General features: G+C 74.2%; 15 protein-coding genes. All 15 read left to right on the top strand.

What is annotated here, in order from left to right; translation table 11 throughout:
- Window position 1 precedes the first annotated feature (1 nt).
- The 15 genes from carA to fmt all read left to right on the top strand — a co-directional run bounded on the left by carA (window position 2) and on the right by fmt (window position 18,073).
- A complete protein-coding gene (gene carA / locus AB0B02_RS13870; RefSeq protein ID WP_357300597.1) occupies window positions 2–1,144 on the top strand; it encodes a glutamine-hydrolyzing carbamoyl-phosphate synthase small subunit in 1,143 nt (380 codons plus the stop codon).
- A complete protein-coding gene (gene carB / locus AB0B02_RS13865) occupies window positions 1,137–4,484 on the top strand; it encodes a carbamoyl-phosphate synthase large subunit (RefSeq protein WP_357300341.1) in 3,348 nt (1,115 codons plus the stop codon). The genes carA and carB overlap by 8 nt, the downstream gene beginning before the upstream one ends.
- A 91-nt stretch (window positions 4,485–4,575) precedes the next feature.
- On the top strand, window positions 4,576–5,592 hold the full coding sequence (locus tag AB0B02_RS13860; RefSeq protein WP_357300339.1) for a quinone-dependent dihydroorotate dehydrogenase: 1,017 nt from the start codon (window positions 4,576–4,578) through the stop codon (window positions 5,590–5,592).
- A 93-nt stretch (window positions 5,593–5,685) separates the two neighbouring features.
- Complete coding sequence (locus tag AB0B02_RS13855; RefSeq protein WP_357300337.1) at window positions 5,686–6,960, top strand: adenosylmethionine--8-amino-7-oxononanoate transaminase; 1,275 nt, start codon at window positions 5,686–5,688, stop codon at window positions 6,958–6,960.
- Between the two features lie 196 nt (window positions 6,961–7,156).
- Window positions 7,157–8,023, top strand: a complete 867-nt coding sequence (gene pyrF / locus AB0B02_RS13850; RefSeq protein WP_357300335.1) for an orotidine-5'-phosphate decarboxylase — start codon at window positions 7,157–7,159, stop codon at window positions 8,021–8,023.
- Between the two features lie 147 nt (window positions 8,024–8,170).
- On the top strand, window positions 8,171–8,488 hold the full coding sequence (gene mihF / locus AB0B02_RS13845; protein ID WP_013285515.1) for an integration host factor, actinobacterial type: 318 nt from the start codon (window positions 8,171–8,173) through the stop codon (window positions 8,486–8,488).
- Between the two features lie 25 nt (window positions 8,489–8,513).
- Window positions 8,514–9,047 (top strand): guanylate kinase, encoded by a 534-nt coding sequence (locus AB0B02_RS13840; RefSeq protein ID WP_281939738.1) that lies wholly within the window; start codon window positions 8,514–8,516, stop codon window positions 9,045–9,047.
- Window positions 9,048–9,086: 39 nt separating this feature from the next.
- Window positions 9,087–9,353 (top strand): DNA-directed RNA polymerase subunit omega, encoded by a 267-nt coding sequence (gene rpoZ / locus AB0B02_RS13835; protein ID WP_025617742.1) that lies wholly within the window; start codon window positions 9,087–9,089, stop codon window positions 9,351–9,353.
- A gap of 14 nt (window positions 9,354–9,367) precedes the next feature.
- Complete coding sequence (gene coaBC / locus AB0B02_RS13830; protein WP_281939742.1) at window positions 9,368–10,576, top strand: bifunctional phosphopantothenoylcysteine decarboxylase/phosphopantothenate--cysteine ligase CoaBC; 1,209 nt, start codon at window positions 9,368–9,370, stop codon at window positions 10,574–10,576.
- A 95-nt stretch (window positions 10,577–10,671) separates the two neighbouring features.
- The gene (gene metK / locus AB0B02_RS13825; protein ID WP_357300331.1) at window positions 10,672–11,862 is read left to right on the top strand and encodes a methionine adenosyltransferase; all 1,191 of its coding nucleotides are present in this window, start codon (window positions 10,672–10,674) and stop codon (window positions 11,860–11,862) included.
- A gap of 59 nt (window positions 11,863–11,921) precedes the next feature.
- Window positions 11,922–13,982, top strand: coding sequence for a primosomal protein N' (locus tag AB0B02_RS13820; protein WP_357300329.1), 2,061 nt, complete (start codon window positions 11,922–11,924; stop codon window positions 13,980–13,982).
- Between the two features lie 229 nt (window positions 13,983–14,211).
- On the top strand, window positions 14,212–15,195 hold the full coding sequence (locus tag AB0B02_RS13815; RefSeq protein WP_281939748.1) for an AAA family ATPase: 984 nt from the start codon (window positions 14,212–14,214) through the stop codon (window positions 15,193–15,195).
- Between the two features lie 68 nt (window positions 15,196–15,263).
- Window positions 15,264–16,538 (top strand): cytochrome P450, encoded by a 1,275-nt coding sequence (locus tag AB0B02_RS13810; protein ID WP_357300326.1) that lies wholly within the window; start codon window positions 15,264–15,266, stop codon window positions 16,536–16,538.
- Between the two features lie 42 nt (window positions 16,539–16,580).
- Entirely contained in the window at window positions 16,581–17,141 is a 561-nt protein-coding gene (def, locus tag AB0B02_RS13805) for a peptide deformylase (RefSeq protein ID WP_107160071.1), read from the top strand.
- Window positions 17,142–17,146: 5 nt separating this feature from the next.
- Window positions 17,147–18,073, top strand: a complete 927-nt coding sequence (gene fmt / locus AB0B02_RS13800; RefSeq protein WP_281942614.1) for a methionyl-tRNA formyltransferase — start codon at window positions 17,147–17,149, stop codon at window positions 18,071–18,073.
- The last annotated feature ends 171 nt before the right edge of the window (window positions 18,074–18,244 follow it).

Raw genomic sequence — 18,244 nt, 5'->3', positions numbered from 1 at the left:
GGTGAAGCGTAGATCGGCGATTCTCGTCCTGGAGGACGGGCGCACGTTCCACGGCGAGGCGTACGGCAGCGTCGGGGAGACGTTCGGCGAGGCGGTCTTCAACACCGGCATGACCGGCTACCAGGAGACGCTCACCGACCCCTCCTACCACCGTCAGGTGGTGGTGCAGACCGCGCCGCACATCGGCAACACCGGCGTCAACGGCTCCGACGACGAGTCCGGCCGGATCTGGGTGGCCGGATACGTGGTGCGCGACCCGGCCCGGATCGGCTCGAACTGGCGCGCCACCGGCGGGCTGGAGGACCGGCTCGCCGCCGAGGGCGTGGTCGGCATCAGCGGGATCGACACCCGGGCGCTCACCCGGCACCTGCGCGAACGCGGCGCGATGCGGGTCGGTGTCTCAAGCGTCGACGACGATCCGGCAGCCCTGCTCGACCGGGTCCGCCACGCGCCGTCGATGGTCGGCGCGGACCTGTCCGCCGAGGTGACCACCGCCAAGCCGTACGTGGTGGAGGCCGTCGGCGAGCACCGGTTCACGGTGGCCGCGCTGGACCTGGGCATCAAGCGCAACGTGCCGCGCCGGCTCGCCGCCCGCGGCGTCACCACCCACGTGCTGCCGGCCGGCTCGACGATCGAGGACCTGCTCGCCACCGGCGCGGACGCGGTGTTCCTCTCACCCGGCCCGGGTGACCCGGCGACCGCCGACGGGCCGGTGGCGCTGGCCCGCGAGGTGCTCACCCGCCGGATCCCGCTGTTCGGCATCTGCTTCGGCAGCCAGATCCTCGGCCGGGCGCTCGGCTTCGGCACCTACAAGCTGGGGTACGGCCACCGCGGCATCAACCAGCCGGTGCTGGACCGGGCCACCGGCAAGGTCGAGGTGACCAGCCACAACCACGGCTTCGCGGTCCAGGTGCCCGGGGTCTCCTCCGGCGCGGTGGTCCCCGACCAGGTGGTCGACACCGCGTTCGGTGGCGTCCGGGTCTCCCATGTCTGCCTCAATGACAACGTGGTCGAGGGGCTGCGGGCCGAGGACGTGCCCGCCTTCACCGTCCAGTACCACCCGGAGGCGGCGGCCGGCCCGCACGACGCGGACTACCTGTTCGACCGCTTCGCGGAACTCATCGAAGGCGGCAAGCATGCCTAAGCGGACCGACCTGAAGCACATCCTGGTGATCGGCTCCGGGCCGATCGTGATCGGACAGGCCTGCGAGTTCGACTACTCCGGCACCCAGGCCTGCCGGGTGCTGCGCAGCGAGGGGATCCGGGTCAGCCTGGTCAACTCCAACCCGGCCACGATCATGACGGACCCGGAGTTCGCCGACGCCACGTACGTCGAGCCGATCACCCCGGAGTTCGTCGAGCTGGTCATCGCCAAGGAGCGCCCGGACGCGCTGCTGCCCACGCTGGGCGGGCAGACCGCGCTGAACACCGCGGTCGCGCTGCACGAGGCGGGTGTGCTGGAGAAGTACGGCGTCGAGCTGATCGGCGCCAACATCGACGCCATCAACCGGGGCGAGGACCGCCAGCTGTTCAAGGACATCGTGGCCAAGGCCGGCGTCCGCCTGGGTCTGGACGACCCGTCCACGCTGACCCCGCGCTCGCGGGTCTGCCACTCCATGGACGAGGTCCGCGACACCGTCGCCGACCTGGGCCTGCCGGTGGTCATCCGGCCGTCGTTCACCATGGGCGGTCTCGGCTCCGGGATGGCGCACACCGACGAGGACCTGGCGCGCATCGCCGGGGCGGGCCTGGCGGCCAGCCCGGTGCACGAGGTGCTCATCGAGGAGAGCGTGCTCGGCTGGAAGGAGTACGAGCTCGAACTGATGCGGGACCGGCACGACAACGTGGTGGTGGTCTGCTCGATCGAGAACGTCGACCCGATGGGCGTGCACACCGGCGACAGCGTCACCGTCGCCCCGTCGATGACGCTCACCGACCGGGAGTACCAGCGACTGCGCGACCTCGGCATCGCGGTGCTGCGCGAGGTCGGGGTGGACACCGGCGGCTGCAACATCCAGTTCGCGGTGAACCCGGCAGACGGCCGGATCGTCGTGATCGAGATGAACCCGCGGGTGTCCCGCTCCTCGGCGCTGGCGTCCAAGGCGACCGGCTTCCCGATCGCGAAGATCGCCGCGAAGCTCGCCATCGGCTACACGCTCGACGAGATCCCCAACGACATCACGCTCAAGACGCCGGCCGCGTTCGAGCCGACGCTCGACTACGTGGTGGTGAAGATCCCCCGGTTCGCGTTCGAGAAGTTCCCCGGCGCCGACCCGGAGCTGACCACCACCATGAAGTCGGTGGGCGAGGCGATGAGCCTGGGCCGCAACTTCACCGAGGCGCTGAACAAGGCGATGCGCTCGATGGAAACGAAGGCGGCCGGCTTCTGGACCGTCCCCGACCCGGTGGGCGCCACGAAGGAGAACACCCTCACGGCGCTGCGGATGCCGCACGACGGCCGGCTCTACACCGTCGAGCGGGCGCTGCGCCTCGGCGCGTCGATCGCCGAGGTGGCCGAGGCGTCCGGCGGCATGGACCCGTGGTTCCTGGACCAGATCGCCGCGCTTGTCGAACTGCGCGCCGAGATCGTCGACGCCCCGGTGCTCGACGCCGCGCTGCTGCGTCGCGCCAAGCGCGCCGGCCTGTCCGACCGGCAGCTCGCCGCGCTCCGCCCCGAGCTGGCCGCCGAGGACGGCGTCCGGACGCTGCGCCACCGGCTCGGGATCCGGCCGGTCTACAAGACGGTGGACACCTGCGCGGCCGAGTTCGAGGCGACCACGCCCTACCATTACTCGACGTACGACTCGGAGACCGAGGTGACGCCCTCGGCCCGGCCCAAGGTGCTCATCCTCGGCTCCGGGCCGAACCGGATCGGGCAGGGCATCGAGTTCGACTACTCGTGCGTGCACGCGGTCCAGGCGCTCCGGGGGGTGGACTACGAGACGGTCATGGTCAACTGCAACCCGGAGACCGTGTCCACCGACTACGACACCGCCGACCGGCTCTACTTCGAGCCGTTGACGTTCGAGGACGTGCTGGAGGCGTGGCACGCCGAGGACTCGTCCGGCAAGGCGGCCGGCGGCCCCGGCGTGGTCGGGGTGATCGTGCAGCTCGGCGGCCAGACCCCGCTCGGCCTCGCCCAGCGGCTCAAGGACGCCGGGGTGCCGATCGTGGGCACCTCGCCCGAGTCGATCCACCTGGCCGAGGAGCGGGGCGCGTTCGGCGCGGTGCTGGACCGGGCCGGGCTGCGCGCGCCCGCGCACGGCATGGCCACCTCGTACGACGAGGCGAAGGCGATCGCGGACGAGATCGGGTACCCGGTGCTGGTCCGCCCGTCGTACGTGCTCGGCGGCCGGGGCATGGAGATCGTCTACGACGACGCCACGCTGCGCGACTACATCGGCCGGGCCACCGACATCTCGCCGGACCACCCGGTGCTGGTGGACCGTTTCCTCGACGACGCCATCGAGATCGACGTGGACGCGCTCGTCGACGCGGACGGCGACGTCTACCTGGGCGGCGTGATGGAGCACATCGAGGAGGCCGGCATCCACTCCGGCGACTCGTCCTGCGCGCTGCCGCCGATCACGTTGGCCGGCTCGCACCTGACCCAGGTGCGCCGCTACACCGAGGAGATCGCCCGCGGGGTGGGGGTGCGCGGCCTGCTCAACGTCCAGTACGCGTTGCAGGGCGACACGCTCTACGTGCTGGAGGCCAACCCGCGCGCCTCCCGGACCGTGCCGTTCGTGTCGAAGGCGACGGCGGTGCCGCTGGCCAAGGCGGCGGCCCGGATCGCGCTGGGCGCCACGATCGCGCAGTTGCGGGCCGAGGGGATGCTGCCGCCGACCGGGGACGGCGGCACCATGCCGCCGAACGCGCCGATCGCGGTGAAGGAGGCGGTGCTGCCGTTCAAGCGGTTCCGCACGCCGTCCGGCAAGGGCATCGACGTGCTGCTCGGCCCGGAGATGCGGTCCACCGGCGAGGTGATGGGCATCGACACCGGCTTCGGTCAGGCGTTCGCCAAGTCGCAGGCCGCCGCGTACGGGTCGCTGCCCACCGCCGGGAAGATCTTCGTCTCGGTGGCCAACCGGGACAAGCGCGGCATGATCTTCCCGATCAAGCGCCTGGCCGACCTGGGCTTCGAGATCGTCGCCACCACCGGGACGGCCGAGGTGCTGCGCCGGCATGGCATCGCCTGCGAGCAGATCCGCAAGCACTACGAGTCGGGTGAGGGGGAGGACGCGGTCTCGCTGATCCTCGGCGGCGACGTCGCGCTGGTGGTGAACACGCCGCAGGGCTCGGGCGCGAGCGCCCGCTCGGACGGCTACGAGATCCGCAGCGCCGCCGTGACGGCGGACATCCCGTGCGTCACCACGGTTCCGGGCGCGGCGGCGGCGGTGATGGGCATCGAGGCGCGCATCAACGGCGACCTCCAGGTCCGCCCGCTCCAGGACCTGCACGCCGCGCTCCGGGCCGACGAGTGACCACCCCGACACCCGCGTCGATCATGAGGGTGGCGGCGGTGGAGATCCCCATCGCCGCCAACCTCCTGGTCACCGATTCGGAGGGCGAGCGGTGATCTTCGAGAAGGTGGTGCGGCCCCGGCTGTTCGCGCTCGGGGGCGGGGACGCGGAGGCGGCGCACGAGTGGACGCTGGCGCGGCTCGCCGCGCTGTCGCGGCGGCCGGCGGCGCTGGCGGCGCTGCGTCGGACGTACTTCCGGGCCGCGCCGCGCACCGTGTTCGGCGTGCGGTTCCCGAACCCGGTCGGGCTGGCGGCCGGGATGGACAAGAACGGCGTCGCGTTGCCGGCCTGGCCGGCGCTGGGCTTCGGCTTCGTCGAGGTCGGCACCGTGACCGCGCACGCCCAACCGGGCAATCCCCGGCCGCGACTGTTCCGGCTGCGCGACAGCGAGGCCGTGGTCAACCGGATGGGCTTCAACAACGCCGGCGCCGAGGCCCTCGCCGCCCGGCTGGCGGCGTTGCCGCGCCCGCTCGGCGTCCCGTTGGGCATCTCGCTGGGCAAGTCCAAGGTGACCCCGCTGGACGGGGCGGTCGAGGACTACCTCGCCTCCTACCGGGCGCTCAGGGGCCACGGCGACTACTTCGCGGTCAACGTGTCCTCGCCGAACACCCCGGGCCTGCGGTCGTTGCAGGACCGGTCCCACCTGGACGCGCTGCTCGCCGCGCTGGTCGGCGAGAAACCGGTGCTGGTGAAGATGGCCCCGGACCTGACCGAGCCGGCCGTGGCGGAGTTGCTGGAGGTGTGCCTCGACCGGGGCGCGGCCGGCGTCATCGCCACCAACACCACGCTCGGCCGGGACGGGCTCGCCCCGACCGACCGGGCGCGCGGCGCCGAGACCGGCGGCCTGTCCGGTCGCCCGCTGACCGCCCGCGCCCGCGAGGTGGTCGCCTTCGTGCACCGGGAGACCGGTGGACGGCTGCCGGTGATCGGCGTCGGCGGCATCCTCGACCCGGACGACGCGACCCGCATGTTCGACGCCGGAGCCGCCCTGGTGCAGCTCTACACCGGCTTCATCTACCGCGGCCCCGCCCTCACCCGAGCCATCACCACCCGCACCCCCTCCGCGTGATCTTGCATCTTCTGCCCCGGCATAACGCTCAATTCCGGCGCGCCGCGGGCCGAAAGCGCAAGATCGCGGGATGGGGACGAAGGAGGAGAATCCGTGACGCCCGAGGAGATCCTCGCCCTTGACCGGCGGCACGTGTGGCACCCGTACGCGGCGCTGCCGCCGGCCGGCCCGCCGCTCGTGGTGGAGAGCGCGTCGGGGGTGCGGCTGCGGCTGGCCGACGGCCGGGAGCTGGTCGACGGGATGTCGTCGTGGTGGGCGGCCATCCACGGCTACCGCCACCCGGTGCTGGACGCGGCCGTGACCGACCAGCTCGGCCGGATGAGCCACGTGATGTTCGGCGGGCTCACCCACGAGCCCGCGGCACGCCTGGCGCACACCCTGGTCGAGCTGGCCCCGGACGGCCTGGAGCACGTCTTCCTGGCCGACTCCGGCTCGGTGAGCGTCGAGGTCGCGGTGAAGATGGCCCTCCAGTACCAGCGCGCGGTGGGGCGCCCGGAGCGCCGCCGGCTGGGCACCTGGCGGGGCGGCTACCACGGCGACACGTTCCATCCGATGAGCGTCTGCGACCCGGAGGGCGGCATGCACCACCTCTGGGGCGACGTGCTGCCCCGGCAGGTGTTCGCGCCGCTGCCGCCGGCCGGCTTCGACGCCCCGCCCGACCCGGCGTACGAGGCGGCGCTGGTGGACGCCGTCGAGCGGCACGCCGCCGAGCTGGCCGCGGTGATCGTGGAGCCGGTGGTCCAGGGCGCCGGCGGGATGCGGTTCCACCACCCGCACTACCTGCGGGTGCTGCGCGAGGTGACCCGGGTACACGGCATTCTGCTGATCTTCGACGAGATCGCCACCGGCTTCGGCCGGACCGGGCGGATGTTCGCCGCCGAGCACGCCGGCGTCACGCCGGACGTGCTCTGCGTCGGCAAGGCGCTCACCGGCGGCTACCTGACGCTGGCGGCGGCGCTCTGCACCCCGGCGGTGGCCGGCGCGATCTCGGCCGGCGGCGTGCTGGCGCACGGGCCGACGTTCATGGGCAACCCGCTCGCCTGCGCGGTCGCGAACGCCTCACTGGGCCTGCTGCGCGCCGGCGACTGGGCCGGGCGGGTGGCGGGGATCGCCGCCGGGCTGCGCGACGGCCTGGCGCCGTTGCGCGGCACGCCCGGGGTGGCCGACGTGCGGGTGCTCGGCGCGATCGGGGTGGTGCAACTGGACCACGAGGTGGACCTGCCCCGGGCCACCGCCGCGGCGGTCGCCGAGGGGGTGTGGCTGCGCCCGTTCCGCGACCTGGTCTACACCATGCCCCCGTACGTCTGCGACGCCGCGGACGTGGCGAGGATCGCCGCCGGCGTGGCGGCGGCGGTCAAGGCCGGTTGAGCCCCGACCGGGGCTGACAGGGCCGGTTGAGCCCCGACCGGGGCGGTCAGAGGCCGATTGAGCCGTGACCGGAGGGGTCGGCCGGCCCCGACCGACCGAGCGACCGGTCGGGGCCGGCCGGAGCGAGCTGCCGCGGCGGGAGGGCCGTCGCGGGACACCGAGGCGGCCCGGAGCCGTCGGGAGAGGGAGAGACGCGATGGAGACGTTCGGCGCGCGACTGCACCGGGCCGTGGCGGAGCGGGGACCGCTCTGCGTGGGAATCGATCCGCACCCGGGTCTGCTGGCCGACTGGGGGCTGCCCGACGACGTCGACGGGCTGGAGCGGTTCTGCCGGACCGTGGTGGAGGCGATCGGCGACCGGGTCGCGGTGGTCAAGCCGCAGTCGGCGTTCTTCGAGCGCTTCGGCTCGCGCGGCGTGGCGGTGCTTGAGTCAACTATCCGACAGTTGCGTAATGTGGGCGCGCTCGTTCTCCTCGACGTCAAGCGCGGAGACATCGGCTCGACGGTCCGCGCGTACGCCTCGGCGTACCTCGATCCATCCAGCTCGCTGTATGTCGACGCGATCACCGCGAGCCCCTACCTGGGAGTAGGTTCGCTCGCGCCGATGGTCGAGACGGCCGCCGCGCACGGGGGCGGGGTCTTCGTCCTGGCGCTCACCTCCAATCCGGAGGGGGCTGCCGTGCAGCGCGCGGTGGGGGCCGACGGACGCACCGTCGCGCAGGCAGTCATCGACGAGATTTCCCAGCTCAACCGGGGTGCGGAGCCGCTCGGCAGCTTCGGTCTGGTGGTCGGCGCGACGATCGGCGAGACCGGTCACGACCTCGGCGGGGTGAACGGTCCGCTGCTCGCGCCGGGGCTGGGCGCGCAGGGCGGTACGCCCGCCGGGCTGCGCGCCGTCTTCGGCGCCGCGCTGCCGTCGGTGCTGCCGTCGTACTCCCGGGAGGTGTTGGGCGCGGGGCCGGACCAGGCCGCCCTGCGGGCCGCCGCGGAGCGGGTGCTGGCCGAGTGCCGGGCCGCCCTGACCACCGCCGGACTGACTGACGGCTCGGTCACTTTACGTTGATCATCGCGCGTCCACGTTGCCGAAAGCTCCGTCGACCGCTAGTTTTCCCCGCGCTGGGAACCACGGACCCCTTTGGTTGCCAGCGACACCACGTTTCACAGCTGCGGTGGGGCTCCGCCCGCCGTACTAGGGACCTGAGGAGAACTGGTGCCGCTCCCGTCACTGACCCCCGAGCAGCGCGCTGCCGCGCTGGAGAAGGCTGCGGAGATCCGCAAGGCCCGCGCTGAGCTGAAGGAGCAGCTCAAGCAGGGCAAGACCACCCTCGCCACCGTCCTCGAGCGGGCCGAGTCCGACGACGTCGTGGGCAAGCTGAAGGTTTCGGCCGTGCTCCAGGCGATGCCGGGCATCGGCAAGATCCGGGCCACCCAGATCATGGAGAAGCTCAAGATCGCCGACAGCCGTCGCCTTCGCGGCCTCGGCGAGCAGCAGCGCAAGGCGCTGCTGGGAGAGTTCGCCGCCAACTGAACGGACCACCGTGTAGAAACAAGCGGTGAGCACGGATGACGAGGCGCGCTCGGCGGCTCGGCTCACTGTCCTGTCCGGTCCCTCCGGGGCCGGTCGGGGCAGTGTCGTCGAGCAGGTCCGGGCGCGCCTTGCGTCCGTGCGGGTGCCGGTGGTCGCCACCACCCGGCCCCCGCGACCGGGCGAGCGGGACGGCGTGGACCGGCTCTTCCTCGACCCGGTCGGCTTCGACCGGCTGATCGCCGCCGACGAGCTGCTGGAGTGGTGCCGGATCGGGCCGTACCGCCGGGGGGTGCCCCGGGCACACGTGCGGTCCCCCCTGGCGCAGGGCCGGCCGGTGCTGCTGCCGCTGGACCTGGCCGGCGCGCTCGCCGTCCGCGCCGTCGTGCCGGAGGCCCGGCTGGTGCTGCTCACGCCGCCGGCGTACCGGGCCGACCCGGTCGTGGCGGCCGCGTTCGCACACGCCGTGGCGCACGACCGGACCGAGCGTGCCGCGGCCGAGCTGGTAGGATTGCTCGGTTCGTCATTCCTGGCACCGGCCCGACCGCCACCGCGCGGTTGAGCGACGGCCGCCGCCGAGCGAGACGCAGAGGTCAAATTCGTGGGATCCATCGCCACCAACCCCGAGGGCATCACCAACCCGCCGATCGACGAGCTGCTCGAGAAGACCACCTCGAAGTACGCGCTGGTCATCTTCGCCGCCAAGCGCGCGCGTCAGGTCAACGCCTACTACAGCCAGCTCGGTGAGGGCCTCCTGGAGTACGTCGGCCCGCTGGTGGAGACCACTCCGCAGGAGAAGCCGCTCTCCATCGCCATGCGTGAGATCAACTCGGGCCTGCTCACCGCCGAGCCGACCGACCAGCCGTAACTCCGCCCGCGCCGATGCCCGCCGAGATCGTCCTCGGGGTCGGCGGCGGCATCGCCGCCTACAAGGCGTGTGAGCTGCTCCGGCTCTTCACCGAGTCGGGTCACCGGGTCCGGGTCGTGCCGACCGCGTCGGCGCTCCGCTTCGTCGGGGCGCCGACCTGGGCGGCGCTCTCCGGCCAGCCGGTCGCCGACGACGTCTGGTCCGACGTGCACGAGGTGCCGCACGTGCGCCTCGGGCAGCGCGCCGACCTGGTCGTGGTCGCGCCCGCCACCGCCGACCTGCTCGCCAAGGCCGCCCACGGCCTCGCCGACGACCTGCTCACCAACACGCTGCTGACCGCGCGGTGCCCGGTGCTGCTGGCGCCGGCCATGCACACCGAGATGTGGGAGCACCCGGCCACCGTGGCCAACGTGGCCACGCTGCGGTCCCGGGGCGTGCGGGTGATCGAGCCGGCGGTCGGCCGGCTCACCGGTCGGGACACCGGCAAGGGCCGGCTGCCCGACCCGGCGGAGATCTTCGCGGTCGCCCGCCGGGCGCTGGCCCGCGGCGTCGCCGCCCCGGCCGACCTGGCCGGCCGGCACGTGGTGGTCACCGCCGGCGGCACCCGCGAGCCGCTCGACCCGGTCCGGTTCCTGGGCAACCGGTCCTCCGGCAAGCAGGGGTACGCGTTCGCCCGCGCCGCGGTCGCCCGGGGCGCCCGGGTGACGCTGGTCTCGGCCAACGTGGCGCTCGCCGACCCGGCCGGGGTGGACCTGGTGCGGGTCGGCACCACCGAGGAGCTGCGGGCGGCGACGCTGGCCGCCGCCGCCGACGCGGATGCCGTGGTGATGGCCGCCGCGCCGGCCGACTTCCGCCCGGCCAGCTACGCCACCGGCAAGATCAAGAAGTCCGAGGGCGACCCCGCGCCGACCATCGAACTGGTCACCAATCCGGACATCGCCGCCGAGTTGGGCCGGAACCGGCGACCCGGCCAGGTGCTGGTGGTGTTCGCCGCGGAGACCCACGACGCGGAGGCCAACGGCCGGGCCAAGCTGGCCCGCAAGCGCGCCGACCTGATCGTGGTCAATGAGGTCGGCGTCGACAAGGTGTTCGGCGCGGAGACCAACGCCGCCGTCGTGATCGGCGCCGACGGGGCCGTGCACCGGTTCCCCGAGCAGCCCAAGGAGGCCCTGGCCGACGCCGTCTGGGACCTCGTGGCGGTACGCCTGGACGGGCCGTCCTGACCCTTGGGCTCCGCACGTTTGCGAATGACGCCGGACACCCGGCGACTAAACTGTCGCGAGCGACCTTCAAACGTTTTTACATGCTTAGGAGTGCCGTGACACGTCTCTTCACGTCCGAATCGGTCACGGAAGGCCACCCGGACAAGATCGCCGACCAGATCAGCGACGGCATCCTCGACGCGTTGCTCGCACAGGACCCGCACAGCCGGGTCGCGGTGGAGACGCTGATCACCACTGGCCAGGTGCACGTCGCCGGCGAGGTGACCACCAAGGCGTACGCCGACATCCCGACCATCGTGCGGGAAACCATCCTCGGCATCGGCTACGACTCGTCGAAGAAGGGCTTCGACGGCGCGTCCTGCGGCGTGAGCGTCTCCATCGGCGCCCAGTCGCCGGACATCGCCCAGGGCGTGGACAACGCGTTCGAGCTGCGTACCGGCGGCTCGGAGAGCGCGCTCGACGCGCAGGGCGCGGGCGACCAGGGCATGATGTTCGGCTTCGCCTGCTCCGAGACGCCCGAGCTGATGCCGCTGCCGATCGCGCTGGCGCACCGGCTGGCCCGCCGGCTGGCGCAGGTCCGCAAGGACGGCACGATCCCCTACCTGCGGCCGGACGGCAAGACCCAGGTGACCATCGAGTACGACGGGCTGCGGCCGGTCCGCCTGAACACGGTGGTGGTGTCCAGCCAGCACGCGGCGGACATCTCGCTGGAGTCGCTGCTCACGCCGGACGTGCGCGAGCACGTCATCACCCCGGAGCTGGAGGGCCTCGAGCTGGACACCGAGGGGTACCGCCTCCTGGTGAACCCGACCGGGCGGTTCGAGATCGGTGGCCCGATGGGCGACGCCGGGCTGACCGGCCGGAAGATCATCGTGGACACCTACGGCGGCTACGCCCGCCACGGTGGCGGCGCGTTCTCCGGCAAGGACCCGTCGAAGGTCGACCGGTCGGCCGCGTACGCGATGCGGTGGGTGGCCAAGAACGTGGTCGCCGCCGGGCTGGCCGAGCGGTGCGAGGCGCAGGTCGCGTACGCGATCGGCAAGGCGCACCCGGTGAGCCTGTTCGTCGAGACCTTCGGCACCGAGACCGTGCCGGTGGCCGCGATCGAGAAGGCCGTCGCCGAGGTGTTCGACCTGCGCCCGGCCGCCATCATCCGGGACCTTAACCTGCTGCGCCCGATCTACCGGCAGACCGCCGCGTACGGCCACTTCGGCCGGGATCTGGCGGACCTGACCTGGGAGGGCACCGACCGGGCCGCCGACCTCAAGTCGGCCGCGGGAGCCTGACCGCCGACACGCGCCGCGACCGGCGACCCGCTGCGGGGTCGCCGGTCGCTCGCGTCTGCGTGGACGTGCCGCTGCCGCACCTCGACCGCCCGTTCGACTACCTGGTCCCGGAGTCGCTGGACGCCGACGCCCGGCCCGGGGTGCGGGTGAAGGTCCGCTTCGCCGGCCAGCTCGTCGACGGCTGGCTGCTGGAGCGCGTCGCCGAGTCCGACCACCCGAAGCTGGCGTACCTGGAGAAGGTCGTCTCCCCGGTGCCGGTGCTCTCCCCGGAGGTGGCCCGGCTGGCGCGGGCGGTCGCCGACCGGTACGCCGGCAGCCTGGCGGACGTGCTCCGGCTCGCCGTGCCGCCCCGACACGCCCGCGCCGAGAAGACCGCGACCGCCGCCGAGGTCGCCGCAGCGCCCGCGACCGGCTCCGCGCCCGAGCCCGCCGCCGGGCCCGTGAGCGGGCCGCCGGTCACCGCCGGGCCCGTGAGCGGGCCGCCGTTCGGGACCGTCGGCGAGGGCGCCGACGCGGCCGTCGGCGAGGGCGCCGACGCGGCCGTCGCCGGGGGCGCCGGCCTGTCGGTCGACCCGCGCGGCTGGCGGGACTACCCGGCCGGACCGGCGCTGCTGCGCGCGCTCGCCGAGGGCCGGCCGGCCCGCGCGGTCTGGTCGGCGCTGCCGGGGGAGGACTGGGCCGACCGGTACGCGGACGCGGTGGCCGCCACCGTGGCCGGCGGCCGGGGCGCCGTGGTGGTGGTCGCGGACGGCCGGGACCTGGACCGGCTCGACGCCGCCCTGACCGCCGTGCTGGGCCCGGGCCGGCACGTCCGCCTCACCGCCGCCGACGGGCCGGCGCGTCGCTACCGCGCGTTCCTGGCCGCCCGCCGGGGCGAGGCGCCGGTGGTGATCGGCACCCGCGCCGCCATGTTCGCCCCGGTGGAACGGCTCGGCCTGGTGGCGGTCTGGGACGACGGCGACGACCTGCACGCCGAGCCCCGGGCGCCCTACCCGCACGCCCGGGAGGTGCTGCTCACCCGGGCGCACCTCACCGACGCGGGCGCGCTGGTCGGCGGGTACGCGCGGACCGCCGAGGCGCAGTTGCTGGTGGAGACCGGCTGGGCGCGGGAGGTGGTCGCCGACCGGGCCACGGTGCGGGCGCGGATGCCGGCGATGGCGCCCACCGGCGACGACCCGCAGTTGGCCCGGGACCCGGGCGCGGCCTCCGCCCGGCTGCCCAGCCTGGCCTGGACCACCGCCCGGGACGCGCTCCGCGCCGACCTGCCGGTGCTGGTGCAGGTGCCCCGCCGCGGTTACCTGCCCTCGGTCGCCTGCGCCGAGTGCCGGGCCCCGGCCCGCTGCCCGCACTGCGCCGGCCCGCTCGCCCTGCCGTCGGCGCAGGGCACGCCCGCCTGTCGCTGGTGCGGCCGGGTCGCCGCCGCGTACGCCTGCCCGGAGTGCGGTGGGCGGCGGCTGCGCGCCTCGGTCACCGGCGCCCGGCGGACCGCCGAGGAGCTGGGCCGGGCGTTCCCGGGCGTGCCGGTGCGGACCTCCGGACGGGAGGAGGTGCTGGCCACGGTGCCCGGCGGCGCCGGCCTGGTGATCGCCACGCCGGGCGCCGAGCCGGTCGCCGAGGGCGGCTACGGCGCGGTGCTGCTGCTCGACTCGTGGGCGCTGCTCACCCGGGCCGACCTGCGGGCCGGGGAGGAGGCGCTGCGGCGCTGGCTGGCCGGCGCCGCGCTGGCCCGGGCCGGCGCGGCGGGCGGTCGGGTGGTGGTGGTCGCGGACGGCGCGCTGGCGCCGGTGCAGGCGTTGCTGCGGTGGGACGCGGCCTGGTTCGCCGCCCGCGAGCTGGCCGAGCGCCGGGAGTTGGGCTTCCCGCCGGCGGTGCGGATGGCCAGCGTCACCGGCGTGGCCGAGGCGGTGGCCGACCTGCTGGCCGGCGCCCGGCTGCCGGACGGCGCCGAGGTGCTCGGCCCGGTGCCGGCCGAGGAGGGCCGGGAGCGGATGCTGGTCCGTGTCCCGCGGTCCCGGGCGGGCGCGCTGGCCGGCGCGTTGCACGCCGCGGCCGGGCAGCGCAGTGCCCGCAAGGCCGCCGAACCGGTCCGGCTCCAGGTCGACCCGCTGAGCCTGTTCTGAGCGGGCCGCCGGGCGTGACGGAGCGCACCCGGCCCCTCGCGTACGGTCGTGACCTGGGGTTTGTCGCACACCTGGTCCGGCAATTGGATAGCGGGCGGTGATAGCATCGCCCGTCATGCCCAGGCGCGCGGGATTTCCGCGCGGTACGCGGCGCGGCGGCTGCTCCGAGCACGTCGGGCCATACGGATTCGATGTCGTCAGTCAGCCGGTGAGCAGGGGTGGACCAGTCGTGACCGTTCGTCAGTCGATCGTCTTCAACGGTGATCTCGGCAGCGGCAAGAGCACCGTTTCCGTCGAGATCGCCAAGCGGCTGGGGCTGCGCCGGGTCAGCGTCGGCGACCTCTACCGGCAGATGGCGCAGGAGCGACAGATGACCGCGCTCCAGCTCAACCTGCACGCCGAGCTGGACCAGGCGGTCGACGGCTACGTCGACCAGCTCCAGCGGGACATCGCCGCCTCCGGCGAGTCGCTGGTCATGGACTCCCGCCTGGCCTGGCACTTCTTCACCGACGCGCTCAAGGTGCACATGATCACCGAGCCGACCGAGGCGGCCCGGCGGGTGCTGGCCCGCCCGTCCGGCCCGGCGGAGAGCTACACCTCGCTGGAGGAGGCGCGGGCCAAGCTGCGGGAACGCAGCGAGAGCGAGCGCAACCGCTTCATCGTCCGGTACGGCGTCGACAAGGCCCGGCTACGCAACTACGACCTGGTCTGCGACACCACCCGGGCCACGCCGGAGCAGGTGATCGCGCACGTCGTCGACGTGTACGAGGGCCGGCTCGGCGCCGACGTGCTGCGCGCCGGCCAGCCGCTGCTGCTGCTCGACCCGACCCGGGTCTACCCGACCGAGGACGTCGCCACGCTGCGCGGTCTCTGGGACGCGGAGCCGGCCGGCGAGGCGGGCCGGGCCGGCGACGAGGCGGTGGAGCCACTGAGCATCGGCTACACCGGTGAGTACTTCTTCGTGGTCGACGGGCACCGGCGGCTCAGCGCCGCGGTGCGCGGCGGCCTCCCGATGGTCCCGGCCCGGCTGGTCGCCGAGGTCGACGAGCCGGTGGTCGGCGGGCTGAGCGCGGTCGACTTCTTCGCCGCCCAGGCCCGGCCGGCCCTGATCCACGACTGGGAGGACGCGCACGGCATCGCGCTGCCGCTGCCCGAGCACGCGCTGCTGGGCGGCGGCCCGGTGCTGGCCGGGGAGCCGGGCGCCGGCGCCTGACCGGCGGGGTCGCCCGAACCGGGCGAACCGGGGGATGATGGGGTCCTTCGATACCTGGGAGGCCGCCCGTGGATCCTGCCGACGCCCTCGCGCTGCTGATGTCCCCCGCGGGCCGGGTCGATCCCTACCCGACGTACGAACGGCTGCGGGCGCACGGCCCGGTGGTCCAGGCCGGCCCGGTCTTCTACGTGGTGACCGGGTACGCGGAGGCCGACGCGATCCTGCGGGACGCCCGGTTCGGGGTGATGGACGACGCCCTGCGGGACCAGTTCATGCCCGGCTGGCGGGAGAGCCCGGCGGTGCTGTCGATCTCCCGGTCGATGCTGCGCACCAACCCGCCCGACCACAGCCGGATGCGGCGGCTGGCCGCCGGCGCGTTCACCCCGCGGCGGATCGCCGCCATGCGCGGTGTGGTCGAGGCGCAGGCCGACGCGCTGGTCGACGCCATGCTGGCCGCCGGCCGGGGCGGGGCGCCCGTCGACTTCATGGCCGCGTTCGCGTACCCGCTGCCGGTGGGGGTGATCTGCGCGCTGCTCGGCGTGCCGGCGGCGGACCGGCCGCTGTTCCGGCGTTGGGCCACCGACCTGACCGGCGTGCTGGAGCCGGAGATCACCCCGGACGAGTTGGCCGTGGCCGACCGGGGCGCGGCGGAACTGCGCGCCTACTTCACCGACCTGGTCGCGGCCCGCCGCCGGGTCCCCACCGACGACCTGACCACGGCGCTGGTGCAGGCGCACGACGCCGACGGCGAGCGGCTGTCGGGCGACGAGCTGCTGGCCAACCTGATCGTGCTGCTGGTGGCCGGCTTCGAGACCACCACCAACCTGCTCGGCAACGGCCTGGTGGCGCTGCTGGGCCACCCGGCCGCGGCGGCGGCGCTGCGCGAGCACCCGGAGTTCGCCCCCGGTTACGTCGACGAGCTGCTGCGCTACGACTCGCCGGTGCAGCTCACCTCCCGGATGAGCACCGCGTCCTCCCGGCACGGCGGCGTCGACCTGCCGCCGGAGAGCTGGATCATCGTGATGCTCGGCGCGGCGAACCGGGACCCCGGCCGGTTCCCCGAGCCGGCCCGCTTCGACCCGTGGCGCCCGCAGGTCCATCCGCTGTCCTTCGGCGCCGGGCCGCACTACTGCCTCGGCGCGGCGCTGGCCCGGCTGGAGGCGCAGGTGGCGTTCCCGCTGCTGCTGCGCCGGCTGCCCGAGCTGGCGTTGGCCGGCCGGCCCGAACGGCGGGTCCGGCTCACCCTGCGCGGCTTCGCCACGCTGCCGGTCGCGTCGGGGCGGGAGGCGGCCCCGGTCACCGTTGCCGGTCCGCCGCCGGGGGCGGCCGGGCCGACTCCGTAGACTGGGGGCGCACCACCCGTCCCAGACAAGGAGCCCCGCCGCGTGACCGTTCAGCCCATCCGTCTGTTCGGCGATCCGGTGCTGCGCACGCCGGCCGACCCGGTGGTCGACTTCGACGCCGAGCTGCGCAAGCTGGTCGCCGACCTGACCGACACGATGCGTGAGCAGAACGGCGCCGGCCTGGCCGCGCCGCAGCTCGGAGTGAGCCTGCGGGTGTTCACCTTCGACGTCGACGACATGCTCGGCCACCTGGTCAATCCGGTGCTGGAGTTCCCCGACGAGGAGGAGCAGGACGGCCCGGAGGGCTGCCTCTCCATCCCCGGGCTCTACTTCGACACGAAGCGTCGGCAGAACGTGATCGCCAAGGGCTTCAGCGCCCACGGCGACCCGATGCAGATCGTCGGCACCGGCCTGATGGCCCGCTGCGTGCAGCACGAGACCGACCACCTCGACGGGGTGCTCTTCGTCGACCGGCTCGACGCGGCCGGCCGCAAGGAGGCCATGAAGGCGATCCGTCAGGCCGACTGGTACGACCAGGGCGCCCCGCCCACGGTCAAGCTCAGCCCGCACCCCGTCAGCAACCCGTTCGGCCTGGGACGGTGACCGGGATGCGCCTGGTCTTCGCCGGCACGCCGGCGGTCGCCGTACCGGCCCTGGACGCGATCGCCGCCTCCGGCCACGAGTTGCTCGCGGTGGTCACCCGCCCCGACGCCCCGGCCGGCCGGGGTCGAGGGCTGCACCGCTCGCCGGTCGGCGCGTGGGCCGACGCGCACGGCGTGGAGGTGCTTACCCCGGCCCGGCCGCGCGAGCCGGAGTTCCTCGACCGGCTGCGCGCGCTCGCGCCGGACTGCGTGCCCGTGGTCGCCTACGGCGCGCTGGTGCCGCCGGTGGCGCTGGAGATCCCCCGGCACGGCTGGATCAACCTGCACTTCTCGCTGCTGCCCGCCTGGCGGGGCGCGGCTCCGGTGCAGCACGCCGTGCTGCACGGCGACGAGCTGACCGGGGCCAGCGTGTTCCAACTGGAGGCGGGGCTGGACACCGGGCCGGTCTTCGGCACGGTCACCGACGAGATCCGGCCCGTCGACACGTCCGGCGACCTGCTGGAGCGGCTGGCCCGCTCCGGAGCGGGGCTGCTGGTCGCGGTGCTGGACGCGATCGGCGCCGGCACCGCCCGGGCCGAGCCGCAGCCCGCCGACGGGGTGTCGCTGGCGCCGAAGCTGACCGTGGACGACGCCCGGGTCCGCTGGACCGACCCGGCGTTCGCGGTGGACCGGCGGGTGCGGGCCTGCACGCCGGCGCCCGGCCCCTGGACCACGTTCCGCGACGACCGGGTCAAGCTCGGTCCGGTCACCCCGCTGGCGAACGGCCCCGAGCTGAAGCCGGGTGAGCTGCTGGTGGAGAAGTCCCAGGTGCTGGTGGGCACCGCGACCGGGCCGGTGCGGCTCGGCGAGGTGCGCGCGGCCGGCAAGAAGGCCATGTCGGCCGGCGACTGGGCGCGCGGCGCCCGGGTCGCCACGGGTGAGGTTTTCGCGTGAGCGCGAGGAGCGAGCCGGTGTTGCGAGCCCCGCAGTCGCGAACGAAGGGTGGCTTCGCGTGAGCGCGAGGAGTGAGCCGGTGTTGCGAGCCCCGCAGTCGCGAACGAAGGGTGGCTTCGCGTGAGCGCGAGGAGTGAGCCGGTGTTGCGAGCCCCGCAGTCGCGAACGAAG

Origin of the sequence: Micromonospora sp. NPDC049240, assembly GCF_040647835.1 — a bacterium.
GTDB lineage: Bacteria > Actinomycetota > Actinomycetes > Mycobacteriales > Micromonosporaceae > Micromonospora.
The sequence above is the reverse complement of the archived record's forward strand: the minus strand, read 5'-3'. Positions and strand labels throughout refer to the sequence as shown.

Coding starts and splice junctions, on each gene's coding strand:
- coaBC (WP_281939742.1), top strand. CDS start 9,368: ATGCCCGCCGAGATCGTCCTCGGGGTCGGCGGCGGCATCGCCGCCTAC.
- pyrF (WP_357300335.1), top strand. CDS start 7,157: ATGGAGACGTTCGGCGCGCGACTGCACCGGGCCGTGGCGGAGCGGGGA.
- carB (WP_357300341.1), top strand. CDS start 1,137: ATGCCTAAGCGGACCGACCTGAAGCACATCCTGGTGATCGGCTCCGGG.
- fmt (WP_281942614.1), top strand. CDS start 17,147: ATGCGCCTGGTCTTCGCCGGCACGCCGGCGGTCGCCGTACCGGCCCTG.